This is a genomic window from Leisingera sp. SA32 (assembly GCF_056033425.1).
The window spans coordinates 84,714-100,976 of record NZ_JBVYHB010000014.1 but is presented as its reverse complement, the minus strand read 5'-3'; the positions used below and the strand labels follow the sequence as shown (position 1 = coordinate 100,976).

The 16,263-nt window shown below is 65.4% G+C and carries 18 protein-coding genes; 17 read left to right on the top strand and 1 reads right to left on the bottom strand.

All coding sequences use genetic code 11. The annotated features are described in order from the left end of the window. From AC0IPL_RS17680 to AC0IPL_RS17665, 4 genes are all read left to right on the top strand, one after another. Positions 1 to 1,875: primosomal protein N' (locus tag AC0IPL_RS17680; protein WP_474276253.1), on the top strand; the 1,875-nt coding region annotated here is incomplete at its 5' end. 238 nt (positions 1,876 to 2,113) lie between these two features. Then, a complete protein-coding gene (locus tag AC0IPL_RS17675) occupies positions 2,114 to 3,349 on the top strand; it encodes an MFS transporter (protein WP_474275549.1) in 1,236 nt (411 codons plus the stop codon). A gap of 91 nt (positions 3,350 to 3,440) precedes the next feature. After that, complete coding sequence (locus AC0IPL_RS17670; protein ID WP_474275548.1) at positions 3,441 to 4,313, top strand: 50S ribosomal protein L11 methyltransferase; 873 nt, start codon at positions 3,441 to 3,443, stop codon at positions 4,311 to 4,313. A gap of 103 nt (positions 4,314 to 4,416) precedes the next feature. Further along, entirely contained in the window at positions 4,417 to 4,761 is a 345-nt protein-coding gene (locus AC0IPL_RS17665; RefSeq protein WP_474275547.1) for a hypothetical protein, read from the top strand. Positions 4,762 to 4,859: 98 nt separating this feature from the next. Here the strand turns inward: AC0IPL_RS17665 and AC0IPL_RS17660 are convergent, their stop codons facing one another. Further along, a complete protein-coding gene (locus AC0IPL_RS17660) occupies positions 4,860 to 5,078 on the bottom strand; it encodes a DUF1127 domain-containing protein (protein WP_474275546.1) in 219 nt (72 codons plus the stop codon). A gap of 326 nt (positions 5,079 to 5,404) precedes the next feature. On the opposite strand from AC0IPL_RS17660, the gene ruvC reads away from it, so the two are divergent. From ruvC to tilS, 13 genes are all read left to right on the top strand, one after another. Further along, positions 5,405 to 5,902, top strand: a complete 498-nt coding sequence (gene ruvC / locus AC0IPL_RS17655) for a crossover junction endodeoxyribonuclease RuvC (protein ID WP_474275544.1) — start codon at positions 5,405 to 5,407, stop codon at positions 5,900 to 5,902. Positions 5,903 to 5,915: 13 nt separating this feature from the next. Further along, positions 5,916 to 6,605: a Holliday junction branch migration protein RuvA gene (gene ruvA, locus AC0IPL_RS17650; protein WP_474275542.1), complete on the top strand. Its 690-nt coding sequence runs from the start codon at positions 5,916 to 5,918 to the stop codon at positions 6,603 to 6,605. A 147-nt stretch (positions 6,606 to 6,752) separates the two neighbouring features. Beyond that, complete coding sequence (gene ruvB / locus AC0IPL_RS17645; RefSeq protein WP_474275539.1) at positions 6,753 to 7,784, top strand: Holliday junction branch migration DNA helicase RuvB; 1,032 nt, start codon at positions 6,753 to 6,755, stop codon at positions 7,782 to 7,784. Positions 7,785 to 8,071: 287 nt separating this feature from the next. Then, positions 8,072 to 8,737: a hypothetical protein gene (locus AC0IPL_RS17640; protein ID WP_474275537.1), complete on the top strand. Its 666-nt coding sequence runs from the start codon at positions 8,072 to 8,074 to the stop codon at positions 8,735 to 8,737. Further along, a complete protein-coding gene (gene thpR, locus AC0IPL_RS17635) occupies positions 8,737 to 9,279 on the top strand; it encodes an RNA 2',3'-cyclic phosphodiesterase (protein WP_474275535.1) in 543 nt (180 codons plus the stop codon). Before AC0IPL_RS17640 ends, thpR begins: the two co-directional genes overlap by 1 nt. 61 nt (positions 9,280 to 9,340) lie before the next feature. After that, on the top strand, positions 9,341 to 9,724 hold the full coding sequence (gene ybgC / locus AC0IPL_RS17630; protein WP_474275533.1) for a tol-pal system-associated acyl-CoA thioesterase: 384 nt from the start codon (positions 9,341 to 9,343) through the stop codon (positions 9,722 to 9,724). 107 nt (positions 9,725 to 9,831) lie between these two features. Next, positions 9,832 to 10,527: a protein TolQ gene (gene tolQ, locus AC0IPL_RS17625; RefSeq protein ID WP_474275532.1), complete on the top strand. Its 696-nt coding sequence runs from the start codon at positions 9,832 to 9,834 to the stop codon at positions 10,525 to 10,527. 3 nt (positions 10,528 to 10,530) lie between these two features. Further along, positions 10,531 to 11,022 (top strand): protein TolR, encoded by a 492-nt coding sequence (gene tolR / locus AC0IPL_RS17620; RefSeq protein ID WP_474275530.1) that lies wholly within the window; start codon positions 10,531 to 10,533, stop codon positions 11,020 to 11,022. Positions 11,023 to 11,037: 15 nt separating this feature from the next. Beyond that, positions 11,038 to 12,192: an energy transducer TonB gene (locus tag AC0IPL_RS17615; RefSeq protein WP_474275528.1), complete on the top strand. Its 1,155-nt coding sequence runs from the start codon at positions 11,038 to 11,040 to the stop codon at positions 12,190 to 12,192. Beyond that, positions 12,189 to 13,514, top strand: coding sequence for a Tol-Pal system beta propeller repeat protein TolB (gene tolB / locus AC0IPL_RS17610; protein WP_474275526.1), 1,326 nt, complete (start codon positions 12,189 to 12,191; stop codon positions 13,512 to 13,514). Before AC0IPL_RS17615 ends, tolB begins: the two co-directional genes overlap by 4 nt. Positions 13,515 to 13,601: 87 nt before the next feature. Then, complete coding sequence (pal, locus tag AC0IPL_RS17605; RefSeq protein ID WP_474275524.1) at positions 13,602 to 14,114, top strand: peptidoglycan-associated lipoprotein Pal; 513 nt, start codon at positions 13,602 to 13,604, stop codon at positions 14,112 to 14,114. A gap of 4 nt (positions 14,115 to 14,118) precedes the next feature. Further along, complete coding sequence (gene ybgF, locus AC0IPL_RS17600) at positions 14,119 to 14,952, top strand: tol-pal system protein YbgF (protein ID WP_474275522.1); 834 nt, start codon at positions 14,119 to 14,121, stop codon at positions 14,950 to 14,952. A 5-nt stretch (positions 14,953 to 14,957) separates the two neighbouring features. Continuing rightward, positions 14,958 to 16,202 (top strand): tRNA lysidine(34) synthetase TilS, encoded by a 1,245-nt coding sequence (gene tilS / locus AC0IPL_RS17595; RefSeq protein ID WP_474275519.1) that lies wholly within the window; start codon positions 14,958 to 14,960, stop codon positions 16,200 to 16,202. The last annotated feature ends 61 nt before the right edge of the window (positions 16,203 to 16,263 follow it).

Below are 16,263 nucleotides of genomic sequence, written 5' to 3'. Positions count from 1 at the left end.
CCGGGGCTCGGCGACCCGCCCTCCATGCGCAAGATCCTGCGCCGCGGCGAGGGCGTACCGGATCGGATGACCGACGCCCGCACACGGGTGCTGGAGGTGCTGGACGACTACGGCAACCTGGCCTTCACCCCGCGCGAGCTGGCCGATATGGCGGATGTGACGCCCTCGGTGGTGAAGGGGTTGGTGAAACAGGGGGCCTTGCGCGAAGAAGAGGCGCCCCGCGATCTGCCGTATCCGCGGCTGGACCCGGAGCGGCCCGGCAAGGCCTTGACCGAAGATCAGGCCGCCGCCGCCGCCGCGCTGGCCGAAGGCGTGCAAAGCGGCCGCTATGGCACAACGCTGCTGAAGGGGGTCACCGGTTCCGGCAAGACAGAGGTTTATCTGGAGGCCGTCGCTGCCACCTTACGCGCCGGTCGGCAGGCGCTGGTGCTGCTGCCGGAGATCGCCCTGACGGCGGAATTCCTGACCCGGGTCGAGGCCCGGTTCGGTGCCAAACCGGCCGAGTGGCATTCGGGCGCCACCATGACCGAACGCCGCCGGGTGTGGAAAATGGTCGGGCAGGGGGCGGCGCAGCTGGTGATTGGCGCGCGCTCGGCGCTGTTCCTGCCATACCGCGATCTGGGCCTCATCATCGTGGATGAGGAACACGACACCTCCTATAAGCAGGAAGATGGCGTGCTGTACAACGCCCGCGACATGGCGGTGCTGCGCGCGGCCATGTGTTCGGCGCAGGTTGTGCTGGCCTCTGCCACGCCCAGCCTGGAAAGCTGGGCCAATGCCGAGGCAGGCAAGTACAAACGTCTGGACCTCACCTCACGCTTTGGCGCCTCGGTGCTGCCGGACATGCGCGCGGTGGACATGCGCGCGGAAGACCTGCTGCCGGCCACCTGGATTTCGCCGACCCTGAAACAGGCGATGAAGCTGCGGCTGGAGCGCGGCGAGCAGTCGCTTTTGTTCCTGAACCGCCGTGGCTTTGCCCCCGTCACCATCTGCCGGGCTTGCGGCGCGCAGGTGGCTTGTGATCATTGCGACGCGCGCATGGTCGAGCACCGTTTCATGAAGCGGCTGATGTGCCACCAGTGCGGCGAGACCAAGCCGGTGCCCGAGGTCTGCCCCTCCTGCGAAGTGGAGGGCAAGATGGCCCCCGTCGGCCCCGGCATCGAACGGCTGGCCGAGGAAGCCACCGCCCTGTTCCCGGAAGCGCGGATTGCGGTTCTCAGCTCTGACCTCTTCGGTTCCGCCCGTGCGCTGAAGCAACGGATCGAAGACATCGCCAAGGGCGAGGCCGACATAATCCTTGGCACCCAGCTGGTCGCCAAGGGGCACAACTTTCCAATGCTGACGCTGGTGGGGGTGATTGACGCCGATCTTGGACTGCAAGGGTCGGACCTGCGCGCGGCTGAGCGCACCTTTCAGCTGATGCGCCAGGTGGCGGGTCGGGCGGGGCGCGCCGAGCGACCGGGCGAGGCCTTGATGCAGACATTCCAGCCCGAACACCCGGTGATCCGGGCGATTCTGTCGGGGGATGAGGAGAACTTCTGGAAAGCCGAAGCCGCTGAGCGTCAGGCGGCGGGCGTGCCGCCTTATGGCCGCATGGCGGGGATCATCCTGTCGGGACCGGATCTGGCGGCGGTGTTTGATCTGGGCAACGCCATGGCGCGCAACGACGGGCCGCTACGCCAGATCGGGGCCCAGTTGTTCGGCCCCGCCCCGGCGCCGATCGCCCGCGTCCGGGGGCGCCACCGGGTGCGGCTGCTGGTCAAGGCCGCCAAGGGCGCACCGCTGCAAGACGCCATTGCCCGCTGGACCGCGCCGTTGCGCCTGAAAGGGGATCTGCGGCTGAGCATCGACATTGATCCACAAAGCTTTTTCTGACGCCGCCAGCGCTGCCGGGGGCTTTGCCCCCGCCGCCCTGACGGCCGGCTCCCCCAGGGTATTGCAAACCAGAAAGAGCCGGTTTTTCTTTTGTTCGACATACCCCGGCGCGCGAGGCAGAGACACGCATCTTCCGCCACCGCTGCACGCGCGCGGCTCTGCGCGCTGATGCGGAGCAGGATGTGCAGGTGTGCTTTCCCTCTCGCCAGACGGAGCGAAGCGGCGTAAACCCGAGCGCATGTTCAGACCCATGCCTCTTTCCGACGCCCAAGGCCTGCCGTTCTGGCGCCGTCCGGTGACGCTGTTGTTCCTGATGGCGCTGGCGATGCCCATTGCCTTCAACGCCTGGAGCGCGCTGCTCAACAACTTCGTGATCGAGGCCGCGCAGTTCGATGGGTCGGACATTGGCCTGCTGCACACGGTGCGCGAGATTCCCGGCTTTCTGGCGGTGGGGGTGATCGCTGTCATCCTGTTTGTGCGCGAGCAGGTTCTGGGGCTGATCTCCTTGGTGCTTCTGGGCGTGGCCACGGGGGTCACCGCGTGGTTTCCTTCGCTGGGCGGTATCCTGATGGTGACGCTGCTCAGCTCGATCGGGTTTCATTATTATGAAACGGTGAACCAGTCGCTGCAGCTACAGTGGCTTCCCAAGGACCGTGCACCGCAGACGCTGGGCTGGCTGGTGGCGGCGGGCTCGGCGGCGACGCTGGTGGTCTACGGCCTCATCGTGCTGACCTGGGATCGGTTTGATCTGGGCTACAACACCGTGTTCCTGGCCGCGGGCGGCGCTACCGCGCTGATCGCCTTGGTGGCCCTGTTTGCCTATCCGCAGTTTGATGCGCCACACCCGCAGATCAAGAAGCTGATCCTGCGCAAACGCTACTGGCTGTACTATGCGCTGCAATTCATGGCCGGCGCGCGGCGGCAGATCTTCGTGGTTTTTGCCGGGTTCATGATGGTCGAGAAGTTCGGGTTTGAAGTGCACGAACTCACCGGCCTCTACCTCATCAACCTTGTCATCAACATGACCGTGGCGCCGATGCTGGGCAAGGCCGTGGCCCTGTTCGGCGAGCGCCGTACGCTGATCGTTGAGTATGCAGGGTTGGCCATCGTCTTTGCCGCCTATGGCGGGATCTACTGGTTCGGCTGGGGCGTGGTGATTGCGGCCGTGCTCTATGTCATTGACCATGTGCTTTTTGCGCTGGCGCTGGCGCTGAAGACCTATTTCCAGAAAATCGCAGACCCCGGTGACATTGCGCCCACGGCGGCGGTGGCCTTTACCATCAACCACATCGCGGCGGTGTTCCTTCCGGTGCTGCTGGGATTGCTTTGGGTCTACTCTCCGGGGCTGGTGTTTGTGCTGGCGGCGGGCATGGCTCTGATCTCGCTGGGGCTGTCGCTGCTGATCCCGCGTCATCCGGAGCCGGGCAATGAGACCATCTTCAGCAAATACGCCCAGCCTGCTCCGGCGGAGTGAACCTGCGCGTCCCCCGCGGCCGCGGGGGCTAACGCTTGACGTGGGCGGCGTTGCGGCCTAGGCGCTGCACAACAGTTTCAGGAGCGCCGCCATGACCACCTTCACCGCCCTCACCACCCTGACCGCAAAAGCCCAGGCCGAGGCGCTGGGCGAGGCGATGGAGCGACTGAACCCGGAACCCACCGGCATTGGCGTGTTCGAGATGGAAGACGGCTCCGGCCTGTGGGAGGTTGGCGGCTATTTCACCGAAGCACCGGATGAGGCGGGCCTCGCGCTTCTGGCGGCCATGCATGAGGCCAAGCCCTTTGTGGTGTCCGAAATTCCCGAAACCGATTGGGTTGCCCACGTGCGGCGCGAACTGGCGCCGGTCGAGGCGGGACGTTTCTTTGTCTATGGCAGCCATGACGCCGACAAGCTGCCAGAAGGGCGCATCCCGCTGCTGATCGAGGCGGCGATGGCGTTCGGCACCGGCCACCACGGCACCACGCTGGGCTGTCTGCTGGCGCTGGATCACCTGCTGGATCAGGGGTTTGAGGGCGCCAAGGTTGCCGACATCGGCTGCGGCACCGCGGTGCTGGCCATGGCGGCGGCACGGGTCTGGGACGGAGCCATCCTCGCCAGCGACATTGATGAGGTAGCGGTAGAGGTCGCTGAGGCAAACCTCAAGGCCAATGGCATGGCTGGTCAGGTCACCTGCCTGGAGGCCGCGGGCTTTGACAATCCCGCCCTTCAGGCGCAGGCGCCTTTCGATCTGATCTTCGCCAATATTCTCAAAGGACCGCTGGTGGCGCTGTCGCCGGATCTGGCTGCCAATCTGCGCCCTGGGGGCTATGCGATTCTGTCGGGTATCCTCAATGAGCAGGCGGATGATGTCATTGCAGTTTATGCACAGAATGGCATCAATCTGACCCGCCGCGAAGAGATTGGTGAATGGACGACGCTGCTGTTGAAGAAGGCAGGCTAGGTCTTAGGGCTTTTAAGCGAATTTTAGGTATTCGCCGCATTTTTGCCTCATTTCGATCCAATGATCGGCCATCCGAAGGTGGTGGCCGTTTTGGAGGTTGGAAATGGGCGAACATCGCAATCAGTTTCAATCGCGTCTGAAGCAGATCAGTCGCAAGCACGCGGCCCTGTCTGCGGGCTACTCGGCGCGGATGCAGCCGGACGGCCTGCTGGTGGCCAGGCCACTGCGGACCCCGTCGCACAGTATCCGGCGCAAGGTCGTTTATATCCTGGCCGCATTTGTGATCTGCAAGGCGGCTCTGATCGCAGCGCTTGGGACCGGCAGCTATGACGCGCGTGTGCTGAAACTGTCGCAGGGCGATCAAGTTGAGCAGATCGGGGCGCTGGTGATGCAGCGCGATCCGCTCAGCATGTTTCTGGCTCAGACGGTTGCGCCGCTCTGGGGCTGACGTCCCGGTTTTAATGCGAAAACGCCGCGGGCTGTGAGGCGCCGCGGCGTTACGTTTTTATCCTGAGGGATCTCAGAGACGGGCTGTGATCGCAGGTCTCAGAAGATCGGCCTGCCGTCGGCGACGTCGTCGATGTCGCCGCGGCACAGGCCGATATCGGACAGCTCGCGGTCGGACAGCGCCGACAGTGCATTGCGTGTTGCGCGCGCGTCGTTCCAGGCGACAAGGGCGCCGGTCGCGGTGGCAATCAGGCCGCCGATACGGCCAAAAAGGCCGGTGGACCCATAAACGGTGCGGGTGGTGTCAAATGCGGCCATGTCCTTGTCCTCTGGTCTGCTGTTGTCAACTGTCGCCGAATTGCGATGGCCGGCATTTAGAGTGGAACTTGGCCTCCGGCAAGAGGTGGATTTGCATGCGTCCCATGCAAATTTCGCATGGCTTTGCGCTATAAAAACAAGGGCTATACGCCCGGTTGCCGAAACCGGAAAAAATGTCGTTTTGCCTATCTGAATGGGTCGGTTTCAGACCATTCCCGACGCCATCATACAACCTGAGGTTATGGCAAAGAAATTGGACATGTTCGCGTTTTGTGCTATTCAGGGGGAAAATATCTTACAACAAGCGGGCAGGCAGCGGGCACAACATGCGGATTTTGGGAATCGATCCGGGGCTGCGCACCCTTGGATGGGGGGTCATCGAATCGAATGGCTCCCGGCTTTCACATGTCGCCAACGGGCTGTGCCAGTCCGACGGCGATGACCTCGGAGAGCGGCTGTTGTCGCTGCATAACCAGGTGAGCGAGGTCATCGCGGCCTATGCGCCGGATCAGGCGGCGATTGAACAGACCTTCGTGAACAAGGATGGCGCCGGCACGCTGAAGCTCGGCCAGGCGCGCGGCGTGGCTTTGCTGACCCTGGCCAAGGCAGGCTTGCCCGTGGGGGAATACGCGCCCAACCGGGTCAAGAAGACCGTGGTCGGCGTCGGCCATGCGGCGAAGGAGCAGGTCATCCACATGGTCAAGCTGCAACTGCCCGGCTGCACGCCCAAGGGCGCGGACGCGGCGGATGCGCTGGCGATTGCCATCTGCCACGCGTATTACGGTGCCACAGGTCAGCGCCAGCTGAAGGAGAAACGCGCATGAACGGCAGGCACGCATGATAGGAAAACTGACAGGACGGCTGGACTATCGGACGCAGGACCACGTGCTGATCGACGTCCGCGGCGTGGGCTACATCGTCTATTGCTCCGACCGTACCCTGGCGGCATTGCCTGCGCCGGGCGATCCGGTGGCGCTTTATACCGACATGGTGGTGCGCGAGGATCTGATGCAGCTCTACGGCTTCACCTCGCTGGTCGAAAAGGAGTGGCACCGGCTGCTGACATCCGTTCAGGGGGTTGGCGCCAAAGTCTCTTTGGCAATCCTCGGTGCGCTGGGTCCGGATGGGGTCAGCCGGGCTATCGCCTTGGGGGATTGGGCTGCGGTCAAGGCGGCCAAGGGCGTCGGCCCCAAGACCGCACAGCGGATCGTGCTGGATCTCAAGGACAAGGCGCCCGGCGTGATGGCGATGGGCGGCACCGTGATGGATGCAATGGACGGGCCGGGCCCGGAGGTGTTCGAGGACGCCGAGGCGGCTGCAACTGCGAAACCGGTCCGCAAATCCGCCCCGAAGAAACCCAGCGGCGCGGCGGCGGCCTCCGCCGGGGCGCTGTCGGCGCTGGGGAATCTGGGATATGGTCCCTCGGATGCCGCCGCCGCGGTGGCGGAAGCCGCAGCAGCCAGCCCGGAAGCGGATGAGCCAGAATTGATCCGCGCCGCCTTGCGCCTGCTCGCACCAAAGGGATGAGAGAATTGGGCACACGCCGCCAGACCCCCGTCAGGCCGATAGGCCGGGCAGCACCCGATCGCCCCAAGAGCGGGCACTTCGTGCCGACCCACGGTCGGCCGCTGCCCGGCGCAAACCTATGCACGAACGCCATAGCAGGGTCTTACAATGATTGACGCCGACCCCGCCCTGCGCCCGGATCCGCTGCCCGAAGACAGCGCGGCGGAGAACGACCGCGCTCTGCGCCCGCAGGGGCTGGGCGAATTCATCGGCCAGGCCGAAGCCCGCGCCAACCTGCGCGTCTTTATCGAAAGTGCGCGCCGCCGGGGCGAGGCGATGGACCACACGCTGTTCCACGGCCCGCCCGGCCTCGGCAAGACCACGCTGGCCCAGATTGTGGCGCGCGAGCTGGGGGTCAACTTCCGCATGACCTCTGGCCCGGTGCTGGCCAAGGCCGGGGATCTGGCGGCGATCCTGACCAATCTCGAATCCCGCGACGTTCTGTTCATCGACGAGATCCACAGGCTGAATCCGGCGGTTGAGGAAGTGCTCTATCCGGCGATGGAGGATTTCGAGCTGGATCTGGTGATCGGCGAAGGCCCGGCGGCGCGCACGGTGCGGATCGAGTTGCAGCCGTTCACGCTGGTGGGGGCCACCACCCGCATGGGGCTGCTGACAACGCCGCTGCGCGACCGCTTTGGCATTCCGACCCGACTGCAGTTTTATACAACTGAGGAATTGTTCGAAATCGTCAGCCGCAACGCCCGCAAGCTGGGCGCGCCCGCGGAGGATGACGGCGCCCTTGAGATCGCCCGGCGCGCCCGTGGCACTCCCAGGATTGCAGGGCGGCTGTTGCGCCGCGTGGTGGACTTCGCCGTGGTCGAGGGCGATGGACGTATCACCCGCGCGCTGGCCGACGGTGCCTTGACCCGTCTGGGCGTGGACAAACTGGGGCTTGATGGCGCGGATCGGCGGTATCTCAAGCTGATTGCGGAGAACTACGGTGGTGGCCCGGTGGGGATCGAGACCCTCTCAGCCGCCCTGTCAGAGAGCCGGGACGCGCTGGAAGAGGTGATCGAACCCTACCTTTTGCAGCAGGGGTTGATCCAGCGCACGCCGCGCGGGCGGATGCTGGCACAGAAGGCCTGGACCCACATGGGGCTGACCCCGCCGCGCAACCAGACCGATTTGTTCGGCTGAAGGGCGGGCCTTATACTATAAGTTGTGTCAGCCCTGCTGCCCAATTGTTTCGCGTGCGAAACAATGCGTCAGTCTTGCTGTCCTATTGGCCGGGTAGCCCGTTTCAACGGCTGCACCTGTCGCCAAGTCGCGCTCCCGCCCGGCGCGGGCGCATCCTGGATGCGCATGCGCCCGTTGGGCCGGGCGCCACGCTAGCGCGTGGCGCGGCCTCCCGCGGGAGGCTTACGCGCACCCTTGCCCGACAACAGCGCAGGCGGCATAGACGGGACAAGAGTAAGGAGACGCCCATGACCGCCCAGCTGCCAAACCTGACGCCCGACCAGATCGAAGCCCTGTTCACCCGCCACGACGGCACCTATGCCTTCGCCCGCTGGGGGCGGCCGGTGGCGCCGATCGTGTTTGGGGTTGAGGACGAGACGCTGAAGATCATCAAGGGCGCCGTAGAGGCCGTGATGACGCTGGCGGGGCACCAGATGGCCGAAACAGACCCCGAACTGGGTTCGAACCTGATGTTCTTTTTCTTCCGCGATTGGGACGAATTGCTTGCGGTGCCGGATCTCGACCGAATGATCCCGGATCTGGCACCGCTGGTCGCGCGGCTGAAGCACGGTGATGCCAGCCAGTACCGTGCGTTCCGCTTTGACGACCAGGGCGGCATCCGGGCGGCCTTTGTCTTTCTGCGGATGGCAGGGGCGATGGCTCAGCTGCCGGCCGAGACGCTGGCGCTTACCCAGGCGGTGCAGGTGGCGCTGCTGTGGGGCGACCAGGCCTTTGCCGAGACGTCGCCGCTGGCGGTCCTGCCGGAAACCGGCGCCACCATTCTGCGGCCCGAGATCGCGGGTGTCATTGCCGCCGGCTATGATCGCATGATGCCGGTGGCCGCACAGGACAAATCCCACGCGCTGCGGTTGTTTGCGCGGCTACAGGCGCCGACGGAACCGCAGCAAAGCTGATGCGGGCTTTTGTCGGCCTGCCACTGCCCGATGCAGCCCTTGACGTCTTGGAGCGCGTTCAGGAGGGGCTGACGGTGGGGCGGCATGTGGCAGCTGACAACATGCATCTGACGCTGGCGTTTCTGGACGATCAGCCGGAGCAGCACCTGCAAGCGCTGCATCAGGAGCTGGCGGAAATCACCGCGCCGCCAATACAGCTGACCTTTCGCGGGCTGGAGTTGTTTGGCGGCAAGCTGCCGCGGGTGCTGGCAGCCGAGGTTGAGAAAACGCCGCAGCTCAACCACCTGTGCAAGCGGGTGCGCAGCGCCTGCCATCTGGCGGAGATCGCGCTGCCCCGCGCCCGCTTCCGTCCGCATGTGACCCTGGCGCGGTTTCGCCGCCAGATGCAGCCGGGACAGGTGGAGAAGATCGCGCGGTTCCTGACTGACGCTTCTGGCTTTGCGCTGACGGCGCAGATCGAGAGCTTTGCATTGTATCAGTCAACGCTGGCCCCGGATGGCGCGCGCTACGACGTTCTGGCGCAGTATCCGCTGACCGGCTGAGGCGCTTGTGGGCCACGGGCGCTGGTCCTAATGTGCGCCGCATCAGCCAGGAGAGCAGAGCATGCGCCATGAATTTCCCGTTCGGGTCTATTACGAGGACACCGATATGGGCGGGATCGTCTATCACGCCAATTATCTGCGCTTCATCGAACGCGCCCGCAGCGACTGGGTGCGCGGCATCGGTGTCGATCAGAACGCCATGCGCGAGGCCGGGCTGATCTATGTGGTGCGCCGGATTGAGGCGGACTATCTGGCGCCGGCGAAATTCGACGAGGAGCTGTTGGTCACCACCTCCCTGCATGCGGTGACACCTGCGCGCATGGCCCTGATCCAGGAGGTCACTCGCGATGGTCAGCCCCTGTTCCGCGCCGAGGTCACCATCGTCTGCATCACCACCGGTGGCAGGCCCGCACGGCTGCCGGCAGAGATTCGCGCATTGCGGTAACAATCGGCGCTGTCACGCCTGTTTCATTGGCCTTTCGGTTTGTTCTGAGCTAGCGTTGCTGCCAATAAAGGCCGGATAAACGGCCGTGACATCATAGAGCAGGCGAAATGGAAGCAGAAACTCTGGCGCTGGCGCAGGAGATTGATTTCTCCATGTGGGGTCTATTCGCGCGGGCCACCGTAACCGTGAAACTGGTGATGCTGATGCTGGTTGCAGCCTCTGTCTGGTCCTGGGGCATCATCATTCAGAAGATGATAAATTACCGTCAGGCGCGGCGCGAGGCAGAGGCGTTCGATCAGGCCTTCTGGTCCGGCAATCCGCTGGATGGGCTGTTTGACCAGGTCGGGGCCGAGCCGCCTGGGTCGGCGGCGCGGATCTTTGCCGCAGGTATGACCGAGTGGCGGCGCAGCCATCGCAGTGATGGTGCGTTGATCCCGGGTGCGCAGGCGCGCATCGACCGGTCGATGGATGTGGCCATCGCAAAGGAAACCGAAAGCCTGCAAAGTGGTCTGCCGGTGCTGGCGACCGTCGGTTCCACCGCGCCCTTTGTCGGCCTGTTCGGCACCGTCTGGGGCATCATGACCGCCTTCATCGAGATCGCGGAGCAGCAGAACACCAACCTGGCTGTGGTGGCGCCGGGCATCGCCGAAGCCTTGATGGCCACGGGGCTGGGGCTGCTTGCAGCAATCCCGGCGGTGATCTTCTATAACAAGCTGAGCGCGGACAGCGACCGGATCATCGGCGGCTACGAAGCCTTTGCCGATGAGTTCGCAACCATCCTCAGCCGCCAGCTGGATTCCTGAGCCATGGGTGCCGCAGTCCAGCAACCCCAAGGTGGCGGCAACCGCCGTCGTGGGCGGGGCCGTCGCCGGGGGCGGCCGATGTCGGAAATCAACGTCACGCCCTTTGTGGACGTGATGCTGGTGCTGCTGATCATCTTCATGGTGGCCGCGCCCCTGATGACCGTCGGCGTGCCGGTGGAGCTGCCCAAGACCGCCGCCGGCGCCTTGCCCGGCGACGAGGAAGAGCCGCTGACTGTGACCATGACTGCCGAAGGCGGGGTGGAAATCCAGACCACGCCGGTGGCACGGGATCAGCTGGTGCCGAAACTGCGGGCGATTGCAGCGGAACGCGCCTCGGACCGGGTGTTCCTGCGGGCCGATGGGCGCATCGCCTATGCAGATGTGATGCAGGTGATGGGCGCGCTTAATGCGGGCGGGTTCTCGAACGTGGGGCTGGTGACGGACACCGGCGGCCCGCCACTGGATGGCCAGCCGTCCGGGGGCGACGGGCAATAGGCGGGGACGCACAGGGTGCAGACCGGGACCAAAATCTCACTTGCGGGGCATGGGCTCTTGATGGGCTGGGTCGTCTTTGGCGCCTGGTTCCCGTCTGAACCCTTGCCGTTCGAGGTGCAGCAGGTGGCGCTGATCTCGTCCGAACAGTTCGAGAAGCTGAGCCAACGGCGCCAGGCGCCTGAGCTGTCGCCGGAGCTGGCGCCACTGACGGAGCCGGCGGCGGTGCAACCCGCGCCGGAGCCGACACCGCAGCCTGATCGCGAACCGGAGATCACCCAGCCAGAGCCGGTGGTGCCGCCGACGCCCGATCCCGAGGTGGAAAGCCGCCCCGAGCCACGGCCCGAGCCGGAGCTGGCGCAGCAGATCGCACCGCCGGAGTCGGAGCCGGAAATCACCGAGATCCAGCCGCAGCCGCGCCCCGAGGCAGAGCTGCGCCCGGTGGACCGGGTTGCGCCAGTTCCGGTGGCGCCGCCGGAGCCGGACGTGGCGGTGGATGAGGTCGAACAGCCCGAGGTCGCGCCCGAGGAGGGCGCAGAGGCACCGCAGGAGGTGCAGGAGGCCACCGCGCCCGAAGCCGCCAGTGACCGCATCGTGACCGAGGAAAACGAAGGCGACGAGATCGCCGCCTCTGCCGCACCGACGACCTCGGTGCGGCCGCGCGCGCGACCCGACCGCCCCGACCCGGCGCCCGCACCGGCGGTCACCGAAACCGCCCAATCTGCGGAGCCGGAGCGGCCGGAACAGCCAGAGGAACGTGCACAGGCTGATACGTCATCGGCGGTTGAGGATGCGCTGGCCGAAGCCCTGGCCGGTGGCGCCGAGGTGGAAGCACCCGAGCCGTCCGGCCCGCCGCTGACGCTCGGCGAAAAAGATGCGTTGCGGGTGGCTGTGTCACAGTGCTGGAATGTCGGCTCTTTGTCGACGGAGGCACTGAACACAACCGTGGTGGTTGGCGTTACCCTGCAAGAGTCCGGCAAGCCGGATACGGGCTCCATCCGGATGCTCTCCAGCAGCGGGGGATCGGCTGCGGCGGCCAAACAGGCCTATGAGGCGGCGCGCCGGGCAATTATTCGCTGTGGCAGCAGGGGGTTTAATCTACCTGCTGAAAAATACGACCATTGGCGCGACATCGAGATGACATTCAATCCTGAAAGGATGCGGATCAAATGAGGAATTTCCTGGCAGCACTTCTGATCGGAGCCTCGGCACTGACCGGGGCGGATGCGGCCTTGGCGCAGAACGGGCCGCTCCGCATTGAAATCGACCAGGGTGTGATCGAGCCCTTGCCCTATGCGGTGCCGGATTTCGTGCCGGAAACGCCGGCCGCGGCGGAATATGCCAGCCAGATCGCCCGGGTGATTGCCGCGGATCTCAGCGGCACGGGCCTGTTCCGCGAAGTGCCCGCCAGCGCGCATATCTCGACCGTGACCGGCTTTGACGACCCGGTGAATTACGCCGACTGGAAAGCGGTGAACGCGCAGGCGCTGATTACTGGAGCGGTTGGCATCAACGGCAATCGGCTGACGGTGCGCTTTCGCGGCTATGACGTGTTCGCCGAGAGCGAGCTGGGCAGCGGCTTGCAGTTCACCGGCACCACCGACGGCTGGCGGCGGATGGCGCACAAGGTGGCTGACGCGATCTACAGCCGGATCACCGGCGAGAGCGGTTATTTCGACAGTCGGGTGGTCTATGTCTCCGAAAGCGGCCCCAAGAACGACCGCCGCAAGCGGCTTGCCATCATGGATTATGACGGCGCCAATGTGCAGTTCCTGACCAACAGCGCGTCATTGGTGCTGGCACCGCGTTTCTCACCCACCGGCGACCGGGTGCTGTATACCAGCTACGAGAGCGGTTTCCCGCAAATCCACGTGCTGGATGTGGGGCAGGTGCAGCGCAAGGTTCTGTCCAGCGGTGATGGCACGATGAGCTTTGCGCCGCGGTTTGCGCCGGACGGGCGTACCGTGGTCTATTCTCAGACCCAGGGCGGCAATACGGATCTGTACACCATGGACATCAGCACCGGGGCCAAGACCCGGCTGACCTCCGCGCCCTCAATCGAGACGGCGCCCTCCTTCTCGCCCGACGGCAGCCAGATCGTGTTCGAGAGCGACCGCTCCGGCAGCCAGCAGCTGTATGTGATGCCAGCAGGCGGCGGCGAGGCGCGGCGGATCAGCTTCGGCAAGGGGCGCTATGGCACCCCGGTGTGGTCGCCGCGCGGGGACATGATTGCCTTTACCAAGCAGAACAAGGGCCGGTTCCACATTGGCGTGATGCGCACCGACGGCAGCGAGGAGCGCCTGCTGACGGCCTCTTTCCTAGATGAGGGGCCGACCTGGGCCCCCAATGGGCGCGTCATCATGTTCACCCGCGAAAGTCAGGGCAGCACCGGGCGGGCCCTGTTGTATTCGGTGGACATTACCGGCCGCAACCTGAAGCCGGTGAAGACGCCCGACGGGGCCTCTGACCCGGCCTGGTCACCACTGCAACACTAACGGCAAGAGGCGGCGACAGCCGCATGGAACCCGGATCGCGGTTGTGTTAGCGTCGGGTCAAGAAACGCAAAGGGATAGGCGGACATCATGAGCGGTTTCAAATTGGCAATTGCGGCAGTGGCCGTACTGGGGCTGACAGCCTGTGGAAACACCCCCTGGAGCGATGACGTGAACGGCAGCGTTGGCGCTGGTGACGGCGGTGCGGGCCTTGGCGCCGCGGCGTTGGACCCGGCCAGCCCGGCCTACTTCCGGCAGACCGTTGGCGACCGGGTGCTGTTTGCCAACGACCAGTCCAGCCTGTCGCCCGCGGCGCAGGCTACCCTGCAGGGGCAGGCGCGCTGGCTGGCCCAGAACCCCGATTACGTGGTCACCATCGAGGGGCACGCGGACGAGAAGGGTACCCGTGAATACAACCTTGGCCTCGGCGCCAAGCGCGCCAATGCGGCGCGCGAGTACCTGATTTCGCAGGGAATAGCCGGCAGCCGCATCAAAGTCGTCAGCTTTGGCAAGGAACGCCCGCTTGAAATCTGCTCGGAAGAAAGCTGCTATGCCAAGAACCGGCGCGCCGTCACCGTGCTGGCCGGCGGTCTGGTGGGGTAACGCGATGAAACGCCTTCGCACCGTGCTATTGGCCACCGTGATGGCGCTGCCGTTGCCGTTGGCGGCGCAGGACCAGCAGACGCTGGCGGACATCCGCCAAGAGCTGACGGTGTTGCATGTGGAAGTCCAGCGGCTGAAGCGGGAGTTGTCGACAACCGGCTCGCCTTTGGCCGACGCCTCTGGCAGCACCGTTCTGGACCGGGTCGGCGCGATCGAGAGCGAATTGCAGCGGCTGACATTGCAGACCGAGACCCTGGAGAACCGGATCAACCGCATCGTCACGGATGGCACCAACCGGATCGGTGACCTGGAATTCCGTCTGGTCGAGCTGGAGGGCGGCGACGTCGGCGCCCTGGGTGAGACCTCTACCCTCGGCGGTGGGGAGCTGCCGGGGGCACCGGGCCTGGACACTCCGGTTGCAGGTCCAGAGACGGGCAACGCTGGCGGCGAATTGGCGGTGGGCGAGCAGGCGGATTTTGACGCTGCCGAGGCGCTTCTGGCCGAGGGGCAGTATCAGGACGCCGCCGAGAAATTCGCGGCATTCAACCAGGCCTATCCCGGCAGCCCGCTGGCGCCCGCAGCGGAATTCAGCCGCGGCAAGGCGCTGGACGGCCTGGGCGATACCCGCGAGGCGGCGCGCGCCTATCTGGCGGCATTCAGCGCCAATTCCGCCGGGCCGGTGGCGCCAGAGGCGCTGTTTGAACTGGGCGCGGCGCTGGGGCGGCTGGGCCAGACCGATCAGGCCTGCGTGACGCTGGCAGAGGTCGGCGTCCGCTTTCCGGGCGCGGCGCCGGTGGCCCAAGCGCAGGCCGAGATGGACACGCTGGGCTGTTCTTGACGGGGGTGCGGCGGGATATCCTGGGCCTCTTGCGCAGTCAGTTTCCGCCCGAGCCTCCCGCCAGATTGGGCATTGCCGTCTCGGGCGGGAGTGATTCGATGGCGCTGCTGCATCTGATGCAGGCTTGTTTCGCAGATGACCCGGTTACGCTGTTCGCCGCCACCATCGACCACCGTCTGCGACCTGAGGCTGCCGAAGAGGCGGCCTTTGTCGGCCGCACCGCGGAAAAATTAGGCATCCAGCACGAAACCATCGAATGGCGCGAGGGGCCGGGCGCAGGCAATCTGCAAAGCCAGGCTCGCGAGGCGCGATACGCGCTGCTGACCAACTGGGCCAGACGCAAGGACATCCCTGTCCTGTGTGTGGCACACACGGCCGATGACCAGGCCGAGACCTTGCTGATGCGGATGGCGCGCGCGGCAGGGGTGTCGGGGCTGTCGGGCATGCCGCCGAGCCGGGTTCACAACGGGGTCACCCTGATGCGACCGTTGCTGGAAATCACCCGCAGCGAGCTGCGCCAGTATCTGGCCGAAGGCGGTCACGACTGGTGCGAGGATCCCAGCAACAGCGACCTGCGCTACGAACGGGTGCGCGCCCGGCGCGCGCTGGCAGAGCTGGCGCCTTTGGGCCTGACGCCAACGGTGCTGTCCAAGGTGGCGCAGCATATGGCCAAGGCCCGCGAGGCGCTGGACTGGTATGTTTTCCTGGCCGCGCGTGACATGGCGCATGTGCAGGCGGGCGCTGTGGTGCTGTGCCAGCGCAAGTTTCGCACCCTGCCCAGCGAGACCGGATACCGGTTGCTGGTCAAGGCCATCCAGTGGGTGTCCGCCAGCCCCTATCCGCCGCGGCGGGTGCCGATGGACATCGCCGTCTTGGCGGCGCGCAACGGGGGGGCGGCGACGGTGTCGGGCTGCCATTTGCTGACCACCTCCAAGCAAATCTGGATCTGCCGGGAGCATAATGCGCTGCGCGACGAGGTCGCACTGCCGGGCCAGTTGTGGGACAGGCGCTGGACGGTTTTTGGCGGGGATGCCAAGGATTGCGAGGTGCGCGCGCTTGGTCGCAAGGGGCTGGCGGGCAGCGCGACCTGGCGTCCCGCCGGGGTGCCGCTGCCGGTGTTGGAAGCGACCCCCGCGTTGTGGCGCGGCGCTGCGCTGATCGCCGCGCCCGCGGCCGGATTTGGCAATGGTTGGGTCGCGGAACACGTCGGAAACGAAGAAGAGTTCTTCGCATCCCTTTTATCGCATTGAACCTGCCCGAATGATCCTTATTTTAAGGGCAACGCAGGCGGCCGGTCAGGCGCGCCTAAAT

Bases quoted from the DNA above. Each gene is read 5' to 3' on its own strand.
- AC0IPL_RS17665 (WP_474275547.1), top strand. From the start codon at position 4,417: ATGGGCGAACATCGCAATCAGTTTCAATCGCGTCTGAAGCAGATCAGT.
- tolQ (WP_474275532.1), top strand. From the start codon at position 9,832: ATGGAAGCAGAAACTCTGGCGCTGGCGCAGGAGATTGATTTCTCCATG.
- tolB (WP_474275526.1), top strand. From the start codon at position 12,189: ATGAGGAATTTCCTGGCAGCACTTCTGATCGGAGCCTCGGCACTGACC.
- ruvA (WP_474275542.1), top strand. From the start codon at position 5,916: ATGATAGGAAAACTGACAGGACGGCTGGACTATCGGACGCAGGACCAC.
- AC0IPL_RS17640 (WP_474275537.1), top strand. From the start codon at position 8,072: ATGACCGCCCAGCTGCCAAACCTGACGCCCGACCAGATCGAAGCCCTG.
- AC0IPL_RS17670 (WP_474275548.1), top strand. From the start codon at position 3,441: ATGACCACCTTCACCGCCCTCACCACCCTGACCGCAAAAGCCCAGGCC.
- ybgC (WP_474275533.1), top strand. From the start codon at position 9,341: ATGCGCCATGAATTTCCCGTTCGGGTCTATTACGAGGACACCGATATG.
- tolR (WP_474275530.1), top strand. From the start codon at position 10,531: ATGGGTGCCGCAGTCCAGCAACCCCAAGGTGGCGGCAACCGCCGTCGT.
- ruvC (WP_474275544.1), top strand. From the start codon at position 5,405: ATGCGGATTTTGGGAATCGATCCGGGGCTGCGCACCCTTGGATGGGGG.
- thpR (WP_474275535.1), top strand. From the start codon at position 8,737: ATGCGGGCTTTTGTCGGCCTGCCACTGCCCGATGCAGCCCTTGACGTC.
- pal (WP_474275524.1), top strand. From the start codon at position 13,602: ATGAGCGGTTTCAAATTGGCAATTGCGGCAGTGGCCGTACTGGGGCTG.
- ybgF (WP_474275522.1), top strand. From the start codon at position 14,119: ATGAAACGCCTTCGCACCGTGCTATTGGCCACCGTGATGGCGCTGCCG.
- AC0IPL_RS17675 (WP_474275549.1), top strand. From the start codon at position 2,114: ATGTTCAGACCCATGCCTCTTTCCGACGCCCAAGGCCTGCCGTTCTGG.
- AC0IPL_RS17660 (WP_474275546.1), bottom strand. From the start codon at position 5,078: ATGGCCGCATTTGACACCACCCGCACCGTTTATGGGTCCACCGGCCTT.
- ruvB (WP_474275539.1), top strand. From the start codon at position 6,753: ATGATTGACGCCGACCCCGCCCTGCGCCCGGATCCGCTGCCCGAAGAC.